The 18,513-nt window shown below is 39.6% G+C and carries 11 protein-coding genes; all 11 read left to right on the top strand.

Annotation, left to right across the window (positions count from 1 at the left end; genetic code table 11):
* Positions 1–417: 417 nt before the first annotated feature.
* The 11 genes from ACG3M1_RS20495 (at position 418) to ACG3M1_RS20445 (ending at position 18,360) form a co-directional block, all read left to right on the top strand.
* A complete protein-coding gene (locus ACG3M1_RS20495; protein ID WP_008816548.1) occupies positions 418–2,112 on the top strand; it encodes a phospho-sugar mutase in 1,695 nt (564 codons plus the stop codon).
* Positions 2,113–2,514: 402 nt separating this feature from the next.
* On the top strand, positions 2,515–4,374 hold the full coding sequence (glgB, locus tag ACG3M1_RS20490; protein ID WP_008816549.1) for a 1,4-alpha-glucan branching protein GlgB: 1,860 nt from the start codon (positions 2,515–2,517) through the stop codon (positions 4,372–4,374).
* Positions 4,375–4,477: 103 nt separating this feature from the next.
* Positions 4,478–5,479, top strand: a complete 1,002-nt coding sequence (locus tag ACG3M1_RS20485) for an NAD(P)H-dependent glycerol-3-phosphate dehydrogenase (protein ID WP_008816550.1) — start codon at positions 4,478–4,480, stop codon at positions 5,477–5,479.
* Between the two features lie 88 nt (positions 5,480–5,567).
* Positions 5,568–6,383: a PIG-L family deacetylase gene (locus ACG3M1_RS20480; RefSeq protein WP_009589161.1), complete on the top strand. Its 816-nt coding sequence runs from the start codon at positions 5,568–5,570 to the stop codon at positions 6,381–6,383.
* Positions 6,384–6,560: 177 nt separating this feature from the next.
* Entirely contained in the window at positions 6,561–8,534 is a 1,974-nt protein-coding gene (locus tag ACG3M1_RS20475; protein WP_008816552.1) for an MBL fold metallo-hydrolase, read from the top strand.
* Positions 8,535–8,910: 376 nt separating this feature from the next.
* Positions 8,911–9,729 (top strand): ABC transporter permease, encoded by an 819-nt coding sequence (locus ACG3M1_RS20470; protein WP_008816553.1) that lies wholly within the window; start codon positions 8,911–8,913, stop codon positions 9,727–9,729.
* A 12-nt stretch (positions 9,730–9,741) separates the two neighbouring features.
* A complete protein-coding gene (locus ACG3M1_RS20465) occupies positions 9,742–10,578 on the top strand; it encodes an ABC transporter ATP-binding protein (RefSeq protein WP_002606036.1) in 837 nt (278 codons plus the stop codon).
* A gap of 50 nt (positions 10,579–10,628) precedes the next feature.
* A complete protein-coding gene (tagD, locus tag ACG3M1_RS20460; protein WP_008816554.1) occupies positions 10,629–11,021 on the top strand; it encodes a glycerol-3-phosphate cytidylyltransferase in 393 nt (130 codons plus the stop codon).
* Between the two features lie 14 nt (positions 11,022–11,035).
* Complete coding sequence (locus ACG3M1_RS20455) at positions 11,036–14,488, top strand: bifunctional glycosyltransferase/CDP-glycerol:glycerophosphate glycerophosphotransferase (RefSeq protein ID WP_008816555.1); 3,453 nt, start codon at positions 11,036–11,038, stop codon at positions 14,486–14,488.
* A gap of 178 nt (positions 14,489–14,666) precedes the next feature.
* Complete coding sequence (locus ACG3M1_RS20450) at positions 14,667–17,255, top strand: bifunctional glycosyltransferase/CDP-glycerol:glycerophosphate glycerophosphotransferase (protein ID WP_224720988.1); 2,589 nt, start codon at positions 14,667–14,669, stop codon at positions 17,253–17,255.
* Positions 17,256–17,259: 4 nt separating this feature from the next.
* Entirely contained in the window at positions 17,260–18,360 is a 1,101-nt protein-coding gene (locus tag ACG3M1_RS20445) for a CDP-glycerol--glycerophosphate glycerophosphotransferase (RefSeq protein ID WP_008816557.1), read from the top strand.
* The last annotated feature ends 153 nt before the right edge of the window (positions 18,361–18,513 follow it).

Here is an 18,513-nt window from a genome sequence, read left to right as displayed (position 1 = left end):
AAAGGTGATATGAAGCATCTGAGGGGTTCGGCTTCAACTATGATAGCCGGAGGCAGAGACATATCCGTATATTCCTGTCAGCACGCCATTGAAAGGAAGATGTGCATGTTATGCGCTGTTTCATATGAAATCCATCTGTACAATGAAAACTTTCCACAGAGGGTATAAATCGAAAACGGGTTTTTTCAAGTATGTAAAGACGATACTTGCAGGAAAACAGTAGTCGAATAGTCGTTTCATTCCTTATTTTGTATGAAATTCAGATAAAAATCAGATGCAAATCGTGTACAGAATGGCAAAATTTTTAATTTAACTCTTTAAAATGTGGTAATCGCTTACATTCGCTAAACTTTTACAGAAAAAACCATGAGATTATGGTATAATAAAACCAGCAATCAACAGAAAGGAAGATAGTTTATGGTGAAAGATATTTATGAAAAATGGCTGAACCATCCGAATCTGGATCCTTCTTATAAAGAAGTGCTGGAACAGATGGATGAGGGTCAGATCAACGATGCGTTTTATACAACCATCGAATTTGGTACAGCGGGGATGAGAGGTCTGTTGGGACCTGGTACAAACCGTATTAACCTGCATACGATCCGCAAGGCGAATGTCGGCTTTGCAGAATATATCTGCGCAAACGGGGAAGATGCGATGAAGCGGGGGGTAGCCATTGGCTATGATAACCGTCATATGTCAAAGGAATTCGCTATGGATTCCGCTAAGGTGCTTGCGACCTACAACATTGCATCCTATGTGTTTGAAAGTCTTCGCCCGACACCGGAGCTGAGCTTCGCTGTTCGTCATTTTAACTGCTTTGGAGGTATCATGGTTACCGCTTCTCATAATCCGAAGGAATACAACGGATATAAGCTGTATGATGAAAAAGGATGTCAGCTGGTGCCTGCACTGGCACAGCAGGTTATCGACCGAGTAAATGCAGTTGAGGATGAGCTTGCCATCATGGCAGAGCCTTCCGCTGAACAGGAAAAGCTGATTACCGTGATTGGTAAGGATGTGGATGAAGAGTATTATAAAAATGTACTCAGCATTCAGCTGAATCCGGATATCAATAAGGATGATGTGAAAATAATCTTTACGCCGGAGCATGGAACTGCGAACATTCCTGTGAAGGAAGTGTATACACGTGCAGGCTATCACTTTGTCGCTGTGGAAGAACAGTGTTCTCCGGATCCTGATTTCTCCAATACACCGACACCGAATCCGGAGGAGGCAGGAAGCTACGAGCTAGCAATTGAATATGCGAAGCGAGAGGATGCAGATATTATCCTTGTCTGTGATCCGGATGCCGACCGTATGGGTGTTGGTGTAAAGCATGACGGGGAATACAAGCTGCTTACCGGTAATCAGAGTGGTGCTGTATTGATTGAATACATCTTCTCACAGCTGCAGGCGAAGGATCGCATGCCGAACAACCCGGTGATGTTCAATACTGTGGTGACCAGTGATCTGGGAGAAAAAATCGCCACAAAATACGGAGTTGCTACAGAAAAGACACTGACCGGATTTAAGTTTATCGGTGAAAAGGTGGCAAAATACGAAATTACGAATGAGAAGCAGTATGTATTCGGATATGAGGAAAGCTATGGCTCTTTGATCAAGCCGTTCGTGCGTGACAAGGATGCTCCGCAGGCATGTCTGATGCTGGCAGAGGCGGCATGCTACTACAAGGCAAAGGGCAAGACTCTGGTGGATGTTCTGTATGATTTGTATGCGGAGCTGGGCTTCTATGAGGAAAGCCAGACATCGCTAAAGCTGGAGGGGCAGGCAGGCGCACAGCGTATTCAGGAAATTCTGGCAACCCTGCGTAAGACTTCAGTGGAAACAATTAACGATGTGAAGGTTATCCGCTTCGAAGACTATAAGGAAAGCAAGATCATTGAAAACGGAAAAGAAGAGGAGCTTTGCGGATTTACAAAATCCGATGTTCTGAAATACTATCTTGAGGATGGCAGCTGGATTGCGATTCGTCCAAGTGGCACTGAGCCGAAATGCAAGTTCTATTACTGTATCAAGGGAACATCACTGGACAATGCTCATGAGAAAACTCTGGCATTCCAGAATGCGATGGCAGAAATGATCAAATAAAAAAAGTGGTGAGTTCGATCATGAACTCACCACTTACTGTTTTATATGAATGTCAGCGATAGCTGTGCAGCAGATAGTTTCGGGTGCTCAGCAATGCGATTGTCAGTATGGTCAATGCTAGTAAAGACAGCAGCATGGGTATCCCTCCTTGTTTGTTAGTTTAAACTAACTATCTTCGTATACAGCATATCGCATTCATCTGTTCCTGTCAAGCTTCCGCATAGAAAAACTTTGAGCTTCAAAGCCTGTATACTATTTGAATCAGGCTATTCGCAAATAGTATACAAATAGGTAAAAAAGTAATGTAACCCATTACAAATTTATGAAAAAGAGAGGAAAACCTATAGGTTTTCGTGTTGAAATAGAGTAAAATATAAGTAGTTACAGACTGGAGGGCTACTCATGAAAAATAAAATTATGGATCGTTATTATAAGGGCTGTGCATTGGATGCTTACGAGCTGTTCGGCGCACACCTGTGTGAAGAACGGGGGAAAAAAGGAGTTCGCTTCACGGTGTATGCACCGCATGCGCAAGGCATTCAGGTCATCGGCTCCTTTGATGACTGGAGCTGCAAGGGACACCAGATGCGCCGAAAGGATGATAAGGGAATCTGGTCACTGTTTGTGGCAGAAGCAAAAGAAGGCGATATGTATAAGTATCGGGTGACACAGGCTACCGGACGTATTGTCGATAAGATGGACCCGTATGCATTTTATTCCGAGCTGCGTCCCAATACGGCCAGCATCGTTACAAATCTGGATTATAAGAAATGGAGCGATGAGAAATGGCTTGCGCAGCGTACGAAAAATTTTGATAAACCGGTAAATATTTATGAAATGCATCTGGGCTCCTGGAAAAAGGATGAAGATCAGGAGTGGGTGAATTATAAGGATATAGCGAAGGAATTGATTGCGTATGTGAAAGAAAACAATTTTACACATATTGAACTGATGCCGCTGAATGAGTATCCGTTTGACGGTTCCTGGGGCTATCAGTGCAGCGGGTATTTCAGCGCAACAAGTCGCTATGGAAGTGCACAGGAGCTGATGTATCTGATCAATGCATGTCACCGTGCCAATATCGGAATCATTATGGATTTCGTGCCTGTTCATTTTGTGCGTGATGATTTCTCCCTGTCATATTTTGACGGGACACCGCTGTATGAATATGAGAAGGCATGCGATGCGGATTCTCAATGGGGAACGGCGAACTTCAATCTCTGGAGAGAAGAGGTGCGCAGCTTCCTGATGTCGGCGGCTGCCTTCTGGATTGATAAGTATCATGTGGATGGTCTGAGAATGGATGCCATCAGCAATATCATACACTGGCATGGAAACAAGGACCTGGGAGAAAATGAAGGTGCCCTGCATTTCATTAAGCGGATGAATTATCATTTGTCTGAGGCATATAAAGGTGTCATGCTGATTGCGGAGGATTCCAGTGATTTTGCGAATGTGACAAAGGCAACGCAGGACGGCGGACTGGGATTTGATTATAAATGGGATCTGGGCTGGATGAATGATACGTTGAAGTATCTGGAAAAGGATCCAATTTATCGAAAGTGGCATCACAATAATATCACCTTTTCCATGGCTTATTTCTATTCCGAACGCTTTATTATGGAGTTTTCCCATGATGAGGTGGTACATGGAAAGAAAACCATCGTCGATAAGATATGGGGCAGCTATGAGGAAAAGTTCGCACAGCTGCGGACCCTGTATTTATATATGTTCACGCATCCGGGCAAGAAGCTCAATTTTATGGGAAATGAACTGGCGCATTTCCGTGAGTGGGATGAAGAAAAGCAGTGCGACTGGGATTTGTTAAAATATCCGATGCATGATGCATTTCACAGGTATTTTGCGAAGCTTGGCGAGCTGTATAGTAAGACACCGGCATTGTATGAAACAGAATATGACTGGACCTCCTTTCAGTGGATTGATGCGGACAATGCGGATGAAAATATGTTCAGCTACCTTCGTAAAAATGAAAACACCTATTACATCGTCATTCTGAATTTCTCTCCAAATGCCTATAAGAAGCATGCGTTCGGTGTTCCGGAAAAGGGTGTGTATCATGAGCTGCTGAATACGGAACAGGATATCTGGGGCGGAGAGATCACGGAGCTTGGAAAAATGAAGGCTGTTGAAAAGGAATGTAACAAGCTGCCGTATACCATCGAGGTGGATGTGCCTGCGTTCGGCGGTGTGCTGCTGGAATTGAAAAAGCGTAAGAAACCTGTCAAAAAAGCCGTAAAATAATTGTTTGCAGAGGCAGTCACGGAAAAAGAGTTGTCGGTATGCGGGGAAATGTGTATAATGATTATCAAGGCAGACATTGACCTTATGAAAGGCAGGGAATAAAGTGAAAGCAGTTGTAGTAGGCAGCGGAAGCTGGGGCACCGGATTGGCCCAGGTTCTTTGTGATAATAATGAAGATGTGATGATATATGGAAATTGCGAGAGTGAAATACGGGATATCAATGAAAATCATCAGAATGCAAAATATTTTGCTGGAGTGGAGTTGAATCCGGCGCTTAAGGCAACGACTGATATCCAGGTTGTAAAGGATGCGGATGTGATCGTTTTAAGTATACCGACGATTGCTGTGGAAAGCGTTTGTAAAGAAATTGATGCTTTGCTGGATCATAAGGTTGTTGTTGTTAATACATCCAAAGGATTTCATCCGGAGACCTTTGATCGAATGTCGGATGTCATTCGCAGAAATATAAGTGCTGAGCATCTCAGCAGCGTGGTTTCACTGATTGGTCCAAGTCATGCGGAGGAGGTTGTCATCCGTATGCTGACAACGATCTGTGCGGTATCGCAGAAGGAAGCTGATGCACAGAAAATTCAAAAGCTCTTCTCCAATGATTATCTGCGTATTTATACCGGTACAGATGAAATAGGAAGTGAAATCGGGGTTGCAGTGAAAAATGCCATTGCACTGGCAAGTGGTGTCTTGTATGGTCTTGGATATGGTGATAATACACGGGCAGCTTTGATTACCCGCGGTCTGATGGAAATGACGCGGTACGGTGTTGCCTTGGGCGGTAAAAAGGAAACCTTCATGGGGCTGACAGGTATCGGAGATTTGATTGTGACCTGTACAAGTAAGCATTCCAGAAATTTTCAGGCAGGGTATGATATCGGCAAGCATAACAGTGCAAAGTATTTCTGGGATAATAATACGAAAACCGTGGAGGGTGTCAGAACAGCGAAGGCGGTGCATGAAAATGCAAAGCGTCTGGGTATCGATATGCCGATTGTCAATGAAATATATCAGGTGCTGTTTGAGGATAAAAATCCCGAGGATTCCGCAAGGGATCTAATGCTTCGTGATTTGAAGTCCGAGATAAATTTTTAAAAATTAATAGTTATTAAGTATAAGTCTACATAACTTAAGATATATTAAGAAGTGTAGACTTTTTTTTATGTTAGAATGAGACCAGGTGATGATGATGAGGAAACGAAACAAACGAAAGTACCATTTGCGGATAGCTGCTGTCGTGATTCTGCTTCTTGCGATTACGAATACAGCAACCTATCGAATTACGGAACAATATATACAGGGTAAAGAGAATGTGAAGGAAATCGCCTATAAAGGCAGTAATACAGTAAGCATCAAAAATGTTACAAAAAAATTGAATCCTGCGTCATTCAAAATTGATCGTCAGCTGGTGAAACAGATAAAGAATGTTATGATTATAGCGCATCCGGATGATGAAACACTATGGGCCGGAGATCATATAATGAAAGACAGATATCTGATAATTTGTCTGACAAATGGGAATAACAAAATCAGGAAAAAGGAATTTGAAAAGGCAATGGAACTGACTGGAAATTATGGTATTATTCTTAACTATCCCGATAATCCAAAGCACGTGAAAAACAACTGGAAAAAAGTTAAGGATCCAATACGTAATGATATTGATTATGTTCTTAATTATAAAAAGTGGGATTCGATTGTCACACATAATCCGGATGGTGAATACGGTCATATTCAACATAAATTCACAAGTATGATTGTAACCAATGAATGTGTAAAGCTGGGACTAACGGGTAAGCTGGAATACTTCGGAAAATTTTATAAAACAAATTACCTGCTGAATCATACGATACCGGGTGCCTTAGATTTGCAGGATGCGCAGGCAAAGGAAAATTTAATGAGTGAGGTTTATCTCTCGCAGGGATATGCACACAGAATTTTTAATCATATGGTGCCATATGAAAAATTTATCCGATACAAGGATTGGTATTTTGGCTTTTGATGCAGTTCAGAAATTAAATTAGAGTCAGAACAAAAGCGTATATACATAGGTTCTGACTTTTTGTATAAATAGTAAATATAGTTAGCGAAAAATGAATATTAAAGAAAGTTTTATATAAAGTTGATATTATGGATAGGATTGCGCTATAATGCTATGTATGTAAGAAAGGGGATTTAAATGAGAAAGATTGGTATCAGCATTCTGGTGTTATTTCTGGCGCTGGGTATGAATATAGCTTCACCATTTCAGAAAAACGTTATTCAGGCGGCAGAAAATACTGGATTTGAAATACATACGATCAGCGTAGGGAATGCAGATGCAACGTTGATCCGGTGCGGGGGACAGACAATGCTGGTTGATGCCGGTTATTCTACGGAAGCAGAAGAAAAAGGGAACAGCTTCAAAAATCCGTTAAGCAGTTACCTTATGGGAAACAATAAGGTTAGCAAAGAGCAGTCGGATGCATTCCGGAATAATGTGAAGCAGCTGATTGCTGAAAATCCGGATAACACTGTCACAAAATATCTGGAGTCACAGGGGATTCAAACCGTGAATACGCAGGAAGGATCTGCGGATAAAGGCAAATCTGGGCTGGATGTCATGATTGCAACACATCCACATTACGACCATATCGGTGGGTTCATTCCTGTTATGAATCGCTATTTTGGCGTAAATACAAGAATGTTTTGGGGTGCTCCATTTGAAACAGATTCCTATTATGAAGCATACCAGTCTGAATTAATGGATGCTCAGCTTGCACGCGAGGATGATGGACTTGTTGATCCATTTATGAGCTTTGGCGGACCTCGTGCAGGAGATTACTTTATGCTGGGAGAAGGTGATGAGCAGGCGCGTGTATTGTTTCTGACATCTGCCGATCCAGCGGAAGGTACCAGTATTGATGCAATAAACAATAGCTCATTAGTGATAAGAATTGACTATAAGAATGCTTCATTTTTATTAACCGGCGATTTGCAGCGGGAAGGTCAGAAAAAACTGATTGCCAGTGCTCCTGCTTTGCTTACACAGCTTCAGGAGATGGCCAAAAGAGATGATAATCTAAAGGATTTGCTGCAATGTAAAAATATTCTACAGGTTGATTACCTAAAGCTTCCGCATCATGGCTATCTGAACTTAGGCGATTTACCAGATGATTCGGAGGTTTCCGGCAATTATGAATTCTTCGAACAGGTAAAGCCGAGTATTGCAGTAGCTTCAACGAATGGAAGGACTGGCAATAACCTGAATGCTTTGCCGGCAGAAAGAACACGGCGTGATCTCTCATATGCAGATATTTATTCAACAGCAGATAATGGAACCATTGTTGTGAAAAGCGATGGAAATCATTTAACTACTTCCGCAAAACCAATGGAAAAAATATACAAGGCACAGACTCCGCAAAACCTGAAGGTTGATGTGCAGGAAGACCAGGTGCTGCTAAGCTGGAGTCCGGTAGCACGTCCAACAGAATATCGTGTATATTATCAGACAGATGACTCCAAAGCATGGCATTGGCTGTCATGTCAGCAGGATACCGTCTATACATTCAAAAAAGGAAAGCCAGGGAAAGCGTACCGTTTTGTAGTAAGAACAGCAGATAAATATAAAGAAGGATGGCGGTTTAGCACTGCTGCTTATTCACAGGAATTCACGTATCCGGGCAAAACAGAAGGGTTTTATCAGCTATCCAGAAGGGTTAAGGTTTTCTCTTCACCGAACGCTTCGAAGTATTACCGCTATGATCCATTCAAAAAGAAATGGCTTGGCAGTATGAAAAATTATAACAATAAGCCTTTATTGCTTACAAGAGAATATGTCAATGATGAAGGAACATCATACTGGTCAGCTTATTATAATGGAAAATGGATAGGCTATGTAAACTCCTATGCACTAAAAAACAATGTGACAAAAGACACCTATTTTGGCTGGGGATCCAACAATACTAGGAAATTCAATACACCAAACCCGCAGAAATACTGGCTTTACAATGCTCCTTCCAATAAATGGGTAAGACGCATGACGAAATATAAGAATCAGAATTTTACTATAAAGCGCTCTCTGGCCAGACCAGATGGAAGCTTGTATTATTCCTGTTACAGCAAAGGCAAATGGATTGGGTACATAAACAGCTGGGGGTTCCAGAATCAGTAAATAAATAAGAATGGCTTTTGTTTTAGGTTTTTACCTGATTGTAGTTAATTACAGAGATTGGAGAATTCAATACTATTGTATTTATCAATAGATTTGAATTCTTTTTTTGCGAATACCCTGAAGTAAGAAAAATTCAGATTTTATCTTCCAGGTGTATTCATATTAACCTTTGAATAGAGCAGTATGCTTTATAAGCGTTTTTAATAAGGATAGAATAAAAGAGAGATTATCGTGAATACTGGATGAAAAGCACATAACCTACGTTTTTATGGAATTATTATGTTAAAAAACAGAAAAATGAAAAACATCTAGTTTATAGATATCATTTGTAGTATAATCAATATGATTTCTTGTGAAATTCAAAGGAGTTAGGTCTATGTTTAAAAGTATAAGGTATGTATTAAATGAAAATTTCTCTAATCTGTACCGTATTTTCTGTATAGCGAAATATGAATTACTGGCAGATATGCGCGATTCCAAGTTCGGAATATTCTGGAACTTTGCATCCCCGGCAATTCAGGTATTTACATACTGGTTGATATTCGGTGTCGCATGGAATAAGAAACCAATCGGTGATATTGAGTATCTTCCATGGCTGGTCGTAGGCTATGCGGCATGGTGGTTTGTGCAGCCCTGTATTCAGAACGGCTGCAGTGCTGTTTTTTCGAAAACGAATGTAATTACGAAAATGAAATTTCCGGTCAGTGTTCTGCCGGCTACCATTTGTGCAAAGGAGTTTTTCAACCATGGTTGTATGCTTCTAATAGCATTTGTAACACTGGCGATTCATGGGTTTTTTCCGAATATCTATTGGTTTGGTTTGCTTTATTATGCGTTATGTGCATTTGCATTTGTTGAAGCCGTTTCGCTGATTTTATCTGTTTTAACTATGCTCTGGCGAGATATTCGTAAGCTGATTACATCACTGATGCGGATGCTGATGTATTTTTCTCCCGTTATCTGGGAATGTCATTTTGGTAATCATGTTCCCTATCATGAACTCTTGAATAAAATTATGAAACTGAATCCTGTATATTATATCGTTAATGGATATCGCGATTCTATATTCTACAATAAAACATTTTTGGATCATCCGGCTCAGACCCTTTATTTCTGGGCAGTCGTTATAATCTTATTTGTGATCGGATGTGCCCTTATGTATAAATTCAAACGTAAGTTTATTGATATGATTTAGCAGGAGGTGTATATGGTAAAGAGTATATATGACAGCAGTGCCAATGCTGTAGAAATGAGAAATGTTTCTAAAATTTATAAACTAAAGAAAAAAGATGGTAAGAAAAGTGAAAATGAGCGTTTTTTTGCTTTAAAGGATATTACATTGAATATACCAAAGGGTGATGTTGTTGGTATCCTTGGTACCAATGGCTCCGGTAAATCTACCCTTTCTGTTATTCTTTCCGGTATTTCCGATATCGATGGCGGAGAAATGGAAATCAATGGGGAACAGGCACTGATTTCTATAAACACAGGACTAAACAACCAGCTGACTGGACTGGAAAATATTAATGTTAAGGGTGCGTTACTTGGACTTACGAAGAAGCGGATACGTGAGATAACAGATGGCGTTATTGAATTTGCAGAACTGGGGGATTTTCTTTATCAGCCGGTGAAAAAATACTCCAGTGGTATGAAGGCCCGTCTTGGCTTTTCTATATCTCTGGCTTTGAATCCGGATATCTTTATTGTAGATGAGGCATTATCTGTTGGTGATAAAGGATTTGCTCAGAAATGTTTGAATCGAATGAAGAAACTGAGGGATGAAGAGGATAAAACGATTTTATTTATCTCACATTCCTTGCCACAGGTCCGTGATTTCTGTAAATCTGGTATATGGATTGAAGGTGGAAAGCTTGTGGAAACCGGTGATATTGATACAATTTGCGATCACTATGCCGCCTATGTAGACAAACTAAACAAATTAAGCGATAAAGAGAAAAAAGCAATGCTGGAAGAGAAGTTTAAGGAGCGTTTGATCATTGATGAAAAAACCTCTCTACTTGACAAGCTGTTTCACAAGCTGTAGAAATAAGGTTATAGGGTATATAAATAAATTTACAAAGGAGAGAGAAAATCATGAAAAAGGTTATTACATATGGTACTTTTGATTTGTTTCATATTGGCCATTTAAATCTTTTGAAAAGGGCTAAGGCTTTAGGAGATTATTTGATTGTGGCAGTAAGCAGTGACGATTTTAATCTGCGTGAAAAGGGCAAGGTCTGTCAAATCAAAGATGTTGACAGAATGGAAATCGTAAAGGCTATTCGCTACGTTGATGAGGTTATTCTTGAAGAAAACTGGGAACAGAAGAAGCTGGATGTACAGAAATATGATGTTGATGTTTTTGTTATGGGAGATGACTGGGAAGGGAAATTTGATTTCCTGAAGGAATATTGTGAGGTTGTTTATCTGCCAAGAACGGAAGGCATATCTTCCACTATGATCAAGAGTGAATTGAAGCAGAAGTAGTGAGGAGGAGAAAAATGTCAGCGAAATATAAAGTAAGTGTCATTATACCGATATACAATGTCGCAGAGTATCTGGAGGAATGTCTTGAATCCATGGTTCGCCAGACAATCGATAGTCTGGAGGTCATCATGGTTGATGACGGCTCTACGGATATCAGTGGAGTGATTGCTCAGGAATATGCAAAGAACTATGACAATTTTTTCTATTATCTGAAGGAAAACGGGGGATTGGGAAACGCCCGAAACTATGGTATACAGTTTGTTCACGGTGACTATATTATCTTCCTTGATTCTGATGATATTGTGCCGGATGGCGCATATGAAGCGATGTACAAAAAGGCTGTAGAAACAGGAAATGATATGGTTGTCGGTGATGTACAGCGGTTTAATTCCAGGAAAAAATATAATTCCGGACTTCATAGAAAAGCGTTTCGTGATGCCTATGATAAAACAACTATTTTAGAAACTCCGCAGTTGATATATGATACCACTTCCTGGAATAAATTGATTAAATTCAGTTTTTGGAAGGAACATGATTTTAAATTTCCTGAGAAGATTTTATATGAAGATATTCCAGTGACGATGCCACTGCATTTTTATGCAAATGCGGTTTCCGTATTGAATGAAATCGTATACTTATGGCGTGAACGTGATGGAGCGAATAAATCGATTACACAAAACCGTACAGAAATGAAAAACTTCACGGACCGAGTGAAAATCATGCATATGGTTGATGATTTTTATAATGCACATGTAAGTGATGATCATGCGCTTTATATGAAGGATTACAAATGGATGTCTGTTGATTTAAAGCTTTATATACAAGAAATGCTGACAGCTGATGATGAATTTATCGATTATGCGATGGATGTAATCCGTGAATATATGAAGGATTTCCGAAAAGATTCTTTTCAGGATTTACAGGCAATCGACCGCATGAAATATCATCTGATAGAAACAGGAAATAAGAAGCGGCTTTTGGAATTGCTGGCTTATGAAAAGGGTGCTTATCGTACACTGAAAATCAAAAGAAAAAAAGTAAATGGCGAAATGCATTATATCGGAGACTTTCCATTTCATGATTTTCCTGAAGAATATTATGATATGACAAAAGAGCTTCGCCTGTATCCGGAGACAAGGTCTCTGCAGCAGGTTTACTGGAATGACAATAAGCTGATAGTAAAGGGATATTCCTTTATTCAACGATTAACCTGCTCAAGCAAACATGCACAGCAGCTGAAGGCTAACCTATTGAATGTCGCAACAAAAGAATCTGTATCTGTACCATTAACTGTATGCAAGGCCAATGGTGTTCGCGGAAGGCATGGATTAAAGGTTGATAAAAGCAACCGTAAAGCGCGTTATTATAATTATAAATGGAGCGGCTTTGAAATTGAAATTGATTTCAGCAGACCGGAAATACAGAAAATTGCAAACGGTATTCTGAAAGTAGAGCTGCAATATGATCGCGAAGGAATACATACATCCTTTTATGCGGGTGGGCCGGTTTCCGGAAGCGATGCACGTCCCAAATATCTGAATGTGAAGGATACAAAAGTACTTCCATATTACAATCTGGGGTATGATTTATGTCTGAATTGTGAATCACTTGATGTAAAGGTTCAACAGCTTACTGTTACTGATCATGAATTAATAGTGAAGACGCAGTTGTCAAAAGAAACATTGATATGCAAAAGTGACGATGCTGTGAATGAATTAAAAGTCAAGCAAGAAAATGATATGCAGAGCGCTGTGCTTGATCTGAATGCTTTTCATGCAGACCACGGGGTTATCATGGCAAAGGGCGGCAAGGCATTATCCAGCAATGATTTGCGTTTAAGTCGTTATGCATTCACGACTGATCAGCTGATTCGCGTATATAGTGATGATGCCGGATATATGAACCTTGCAGGGGAACCGCATCGTTCTGTTTTGACAAGACTATATTGGGCAGAAGAACAGATTGGTATGGAAGTAGAAACCAGACTGAGTAATGCAGATAAGCTGAAAACTGCGTATTTTGAATTGAAGGGCGAAAGCAGTAGCTTGACTATGCCACCGGTTACTGGAAAAATTAATGTTCAGGGAAGCTCTGTAACAGCAGCTGCAATTATTCCGATATGTGATGATGCTTTCACAAAGAACATGGTGGCGGATAAATGGAAAACGTACATTATTTATGAATTTGAAGATGGTTCCGTACAAAAGCACACCATTGCGGCTGATGCGGTAGCGCAGCTGTCCAGAAAACCATATAAGGATTATTACTATAGTGTATATCCAAATATGGATCTGGATATGATTGTAAAGGTCACAAGAAAATGGAAATGGTATGAGAGTAATAAGCTGCGACGCAAGTTTGTGGAATTATTCATATATCCAATGCTGAGAATGCTGCCGGTACGTAAAAAAAGAATTGTATTTGAAGGCTGGTGGGGACAGAAGTTCCACTGTAATCCGAAGGCGTTTTATAAATACATGGATAAAGAACATCCGGATTATACCTGCATATGGTCTCTTGTAGATGAAAGAACACCAATTGAGGGAAATGGAATTCGCGTACGTAGAAAGAGTCTGCGTTACCACTATTACATGGCTACATCAAAATACTTTGTGAATAATGTAAACTTTATGGAGTCCTTTAAAAAGCGGAAAAAACAGGTAGAAGTGCAGACCATGCATGGGACACCATTGAAAACACTTGGATTGGATGTTCCAGGAGAGCTTCCTACAGAAGAGGCACGTCAGAAATTTATTAAAAAATGCAGCCGCTGGGATTACCTGGTTGTGCAGAGCAGCAAGGCAGAGAGCATTACATCCAGCTGCTATGCATTTAAGAAAGAATTTCTGAAAACAGGATACCCAAGGAATGATGTGCTGTTTGCAAAGAACAATGAAAAGGATATTACTGATATAAAGAAAAAGCTTGGTATTTCACCGGAGAAGAAAGTGATTATGTATGCTCCGACATGGCGTGTACGAAATCAGTTCAATATGAAAATTGATATTCAGGAGTTGAAAAAGCAGATTCAGGATGACTATGTTCTGATGCTGCGTATACATCCTTTTGCAGTTAAAGGTCTGAAGGAAGACCTGCTGGATGAATTTGTAATCAATGTAAGTAACTATCCAAGTGTTGAGGAGCTTTATCTTGCTTCCGATATTGTTATTACAGATTACTCATCTGTAATGTTTGATTATGCAATTTTAAACAGACCAATGCTGTTCTTCACATATGATTTGGAAGATTACAGAGATACTCTGCGTGGATTTAACTTTGATTTTGTCGCAGAGGCACCAGGACCTCTGCTGAAAACTTCCGATGAGGTGATACAGAGTATTGTGAATATTGATAAAGTTGCTCAGGAGCATGACGAGGCTTTGCAGAAATTCCGTAAGAAGTTCTGCGAGTATGAAAAAGGTACGGCATCCGAACAGATTTTTCAAAGGGTTATGCAAAATCAGTAAACATCAGGATAAAGAATGTAATAGCCTGTCGTTTGAAAGTTAGAAGTCAGTGTCTATTGACACTGACTTCTTTATATAATCGTTCAGGCACAATATGTTTAAGGGATGGTCTGTTTATGGTGACTGTGTTAAAATACAGTATAGACAGACAGCTTATAAGAGCAGTAAGGAGATGCGTATGTCAAAAAGTGTAGATGTCAGTGTAATCGTGCCTGTATATAATGTTGAAAAATATATACGCGTTTGTTTGGACACCCTGGTTCATCAGACATTATCCAATATCGAAATTATTGTTGTAAACGATGGAACGAAGGATGATTCACAGAAAATTATAGATGAGTTTTCTTCTCTCTATCCGGATAAAATCATTGCATTGAAAAAAGAAAACGGGGGACTTTCCGACGCTAGAAACTATGGTTTGGAGCATGCGAGTGGTGCCTATGTTGGATTTGTAGATAGTGATGACTATACAGATATCGAGATGTATCAGAAGCTGTATGAGAAAGCGAAGCAGGAAAACGCGGATATTGTTGTTTGCGGATATTATGGTGTACAGGAACAAAACGGGCAGTTCCGGCATTTTCAAAAAGGAAATCTACAGGAATTTGACAAGAGCCTGCAGGAAAATCCTCGATTGCTGTATATGAACTCTACCTATGCCTGGAACAAGCTGTATCGGCGTGAATTATTTATAAAGACCGGAATACGGTATCCAAAAGGCTGTCTGTATGAAGATATGGCAGTAACCTGGACTTTATTTTTACATGCGAATAAAATTTCAAAGGTTGATGAACCGTTATACTACTACATACTGAAACGAGAGGGGGCAATCACAGCTACCTACAGCAGTAAGACATTACAGATGTTTCAGTCTATGGAGCTGGTAAATACATATTACAAAGAGCAAAATGCTTTTAATCAGTACCAGGACATCCTGTGCTTTCTTAATCTGAAGCATATGCTGCTGCGGTTTCAGGATTTTCCGGGGTACCATAATCTGTCTCTTAAAAAAACAATGATCAAAACCGGATTTCAACATATGAACAGGAATTTTAAAAACTGGAAAACAAACAGTATCTTTTTTGAGGATGTATATAAGAACCGTAAAATCAAGTATATGGTTCCATATAAAGCTTTCTGGTATTTGTTTATGTTTGTACCCAAAAGTGCACTCACCTGTATGAAGACTGTTAAAAAAACGGTCAGTAAACTTAAGCGACTGGTGAGCAAGCGTTCCTATATTACACGGTATGCCTATCACGCATATTGTAAAAAGCATCCGGTGATAAAGGGACAGGTGCTGATCGAATCCTTTCAGGGAAAAACCGTTTCAGATTCACCCTTCTATATCGCACAGCAGCTTCAGAAGCAGGTTGATAAAATATACATTGCAACAACTGAAAAAAATAGGCAGGAGCATAAACAGCTGCTGAAGGAGCACGGACTGGAGACTGCCATACTCGTTCCTGTATACAGCAAAGCATATCAAATGGCTCTGGCAACCAGTGAAATTCTAGTTAATAATGTTACATTTCCACCATACTTTATCAGAAGAGATGAACAGGTGTATCTGAATACCTGGCATGGAACACCATGGAAAACATTAGGTAAGAAAATGAAAAACGGTATCCAGGATATGAGTAATATACAACGAAACTTTCTGCAAAGCAGTATGCTTCTGTTTCCAAATGTATTCACCAAACAGAGGATGATAGAAGACTATAATTTGACAAATTTATTTACCGGGCTATCCTATACAGCAGAATATCCCCGTAATCTTGTATTTCATGAGCATGAGAAAACGATAGCTATTAAAAAACGGTATGGTTCAGAGAAACTGGAAATGATAGCTTATATGCCCACATGGAGAGGATTGACAAGCACTGCATTGGAAATAGCGGGCTATGCCGAAGAACTGAAAAAGATATTACAGGTATTGGATGAAACGCTGAATGACGATCAGATGCTTTATGTCAATCTGCATTCTCTTGTAAAGGATGTGATACCGATTCAAGGCTATCAGCATATATGCTCCTTTCCTGAGGGCGTAGATAATTATGAGTTTCTGATGGGCTGCGATATGCTGATAACAGATTATTCCAGTGTACTGTTTGACTTTGCACTGACAAAAAGACCTGTCATATTATTTGTTTATGATGCTGAAGAATATGCCAGAGATCGTGGTATGTATTTTTCCGTTCAAGATCTTCCATTTGTAAAGGCGGAAACATTAAAACAGCTTCAGGAATATATTACGAAACAGAAATCGGTGGAAATCAGCAAAGCTGCATGGAATGCATATGCAGATGTATTTGTATCCAAAGCTGCTTTTGATCCTGCAGTATGCCTGAAGAAGGTTCCTGTGGATTCCATTACAGATTATGCTGATAATAAGAATAAAGAGCGTACAGTGTACTTTATACCGAAAATAAAGAGGCTGCAGGACATCCAATATTTAAAGGAAGCTGCGGAGGATCACAGTGCAATAGCAGTTTTGGATCGTCAGGATTTCACTCCGCTTACACAGAAACTGCTGTATCAGGAATTTCATGAATGCCTTGATTATATCGTCATGGATGTTCGTATGCAGTTATCGCCTAAAGAGGAACTTAAGAGACTGCTGCACAGATTTCCCGGGATGGAGGCCTATCGCCGCGAATTCCAACGAATTTTACCAAATATTAAGGTGAAGGAATGCGTTGATTTTAAGAAAAGCAGATATACATTCGGTATGAAGAAATATATTGATTCACAGAACAGGAGATGAGGACATGGGATTAAAAAAGCTTATTCTCCATATGGTATTATGGTTTTTTTATCAACTGGCAAAATGTCTGCCAGTCAGACAAAATCGAATCACCTTTGTAACACTGACTTCGCAAATACTTACAGGTGATTTCAAACTCTTGGATGAAGAACTGAAGCGTTATCCGGATATTGAAATACGTTATATTCTCACAAAGTTTGAAAAGACGATAAAAGGTGATTTATTATATTTCCTAAATTGTATTAAACAGGTATTTCTTATCAATACAAGCAAAGTTGTTATTTTAAACGATAACAATTATGTAGTTTCTCATTTTAAAAGATCGCAGGTCAGGGTGCTTCAGGTATGGCATGCATGCGGTGCTGTAAAGAAGTTCGGAAATGAAATTGATAGGCAGTATGAGATAAAAAACTATGATTATGTTCTTTCTACAAGTGATCAGTGGAAACCGGTATATGCGAAAGCATTTGGTGTTAATGAGCATCAGGTGCTGCCGTTAGGAATACCACGAACGGACGCTCTTTTTTCAAAGGCGTGCAGACTGGCATATAGAAATGAGCTACTGGAAAAGTACCCTGAACTGCAGGGTAAGTATGTAATCCTCTATACTCCAACCTTTCGAGGTAATATCATAAAGGGGCTGCGTCATGTGGATTTAGATCTTTCATCTCTGATTGAGAAGCTACCGGATCATTATGCTGTTATGTATAAGATGCATCCTTTGCTGCGTGATGTTGACCTTGGAAGTGGTGAGCGGATTCTGAATGTAACAGATGAAGAGCTGAATCATCTATATACGGTAGCAGATTGCCTGATTACGGATTACTCTTCTATTTTGTTTGACTTTTCAATTATGGAGAAAAAGGTCATTCTCTATACGCCTGATCTTGCGGAATATGGAGAAACACTCGGCTTCAACATAGATTTGAAATCCATACCCTTTCCGGTATGTCAGACAGCAGAGAGCCTGACGAAAGAGCTTTGTATAAAAGATTATGATAAGAAATCCATAAAAGCATTTAAGGATATGTATTTTATGTATCAGGATGGAGAAAGTACCAAAAGAGTAAGCAGCTTTATTTATCAACAGCTGAAACAATCATGAGTTATATGCGAAGGAGTAATTGAAGAATTTTCTTCGATTATTCCTTCTTTCATATTATTGGGCCGTTAGGCATTTTAAAAAATATGATGAAATTTAAGAATATTTAAGGAAAAAAAGGAAAGTCGCAATTCATAGAATGATATAATCATAGAG

It is taken from the genome of Clostridium sp. 10cd*, assembly GCF_044336395.1.
GTDB lineage: Bacteria > Bacillota_I > Bacilli_A > Erysipelotrichales > Erysipelotrichaceae > Clostridium_AQ > Clostridium_AQ innocuum.
The sequence above is the reverse complement of the archived record's forward strand: the minus strand, read 5'-3'. Positions and strand labels throughout refer to the sequence as shown.

What these genes read in the sequence shown, in the direction of transcription:
- ACG3M1_RS20450 (WP_224720988.1), top strand. Translation starts at nt 14,667, where the DNA reads ATGTCAAAAAGTGTAGATGTCAGTGTAATCGTGCCTGTATATAATGTT.
- tagD (WP_008816554.1), top strand. Translation starts at nt 10,629, where the DNA reads ATGAAAAAGGTTATTACATATGGTACTTTTGATTTGTTTCATATTGGC.
- ACG3M1_RS20470 (WP_008816553.1), top strand. Translation starts at nt 8,911, where the DNA reads ATGTTTAAAAGTATAAGGTATGTATTAAATGAAAATTTCTCTAATCTG.
- ACG3M1_RS20495 (WP_008816548.1), top strand. Translation starts at nt 418, where the DNA reads ATGGTGAAAGATATTTATGAAAAATGGCTGAACCATCCGAATCTGGAT.
- ACG3M1_RS20475 (WP_008816552.1), top strand. Translation starts at nt 6,561, where the DNA reads ATGAGAAAGATTGGTATCAGCATTCTGGTGTTATTTCTGGCGCTGGGT.
- ACG3M1_RS20465 (WP_002606036.1), top strand. Translation starts at nt 9,742, where the DNA reads ATGGTAAAGAGTATATATGACAGCAGTGCCAATGCTGTAGAAATGAGA.
- ACG3M1_RS20445 (WP_008816557.1), top strand. Translation starts at nt 17,260, where the DNA reads ATGGGATTAAAAAAGCTTATTCTCCATATGGTATTATGGTTTTTTTAT.
- ACG3M1_RS20455 (WP_008816555.1), top strand. Translation starts at nt 11,036, where the DNA reads ATGTCAGCGAAATATAAAGTAAGTGTCATTATACCGATATACAATGTC.
- glgB (WP_008816549.1), top strand. Translation starts at nt 2,515, where the DNA reads ATGAAAAATAAAATTATGGATCGTTATTATAAGGGCTGTGCATTGGAT.
- ACG3M1_RS20480 (WP_009589161.1), top strand. Translation starts at nt 5,568, where the DNA reads ATGATGATGAGGAAACGAAACAAACGAAAGTACCATTTGCGGATAGCT.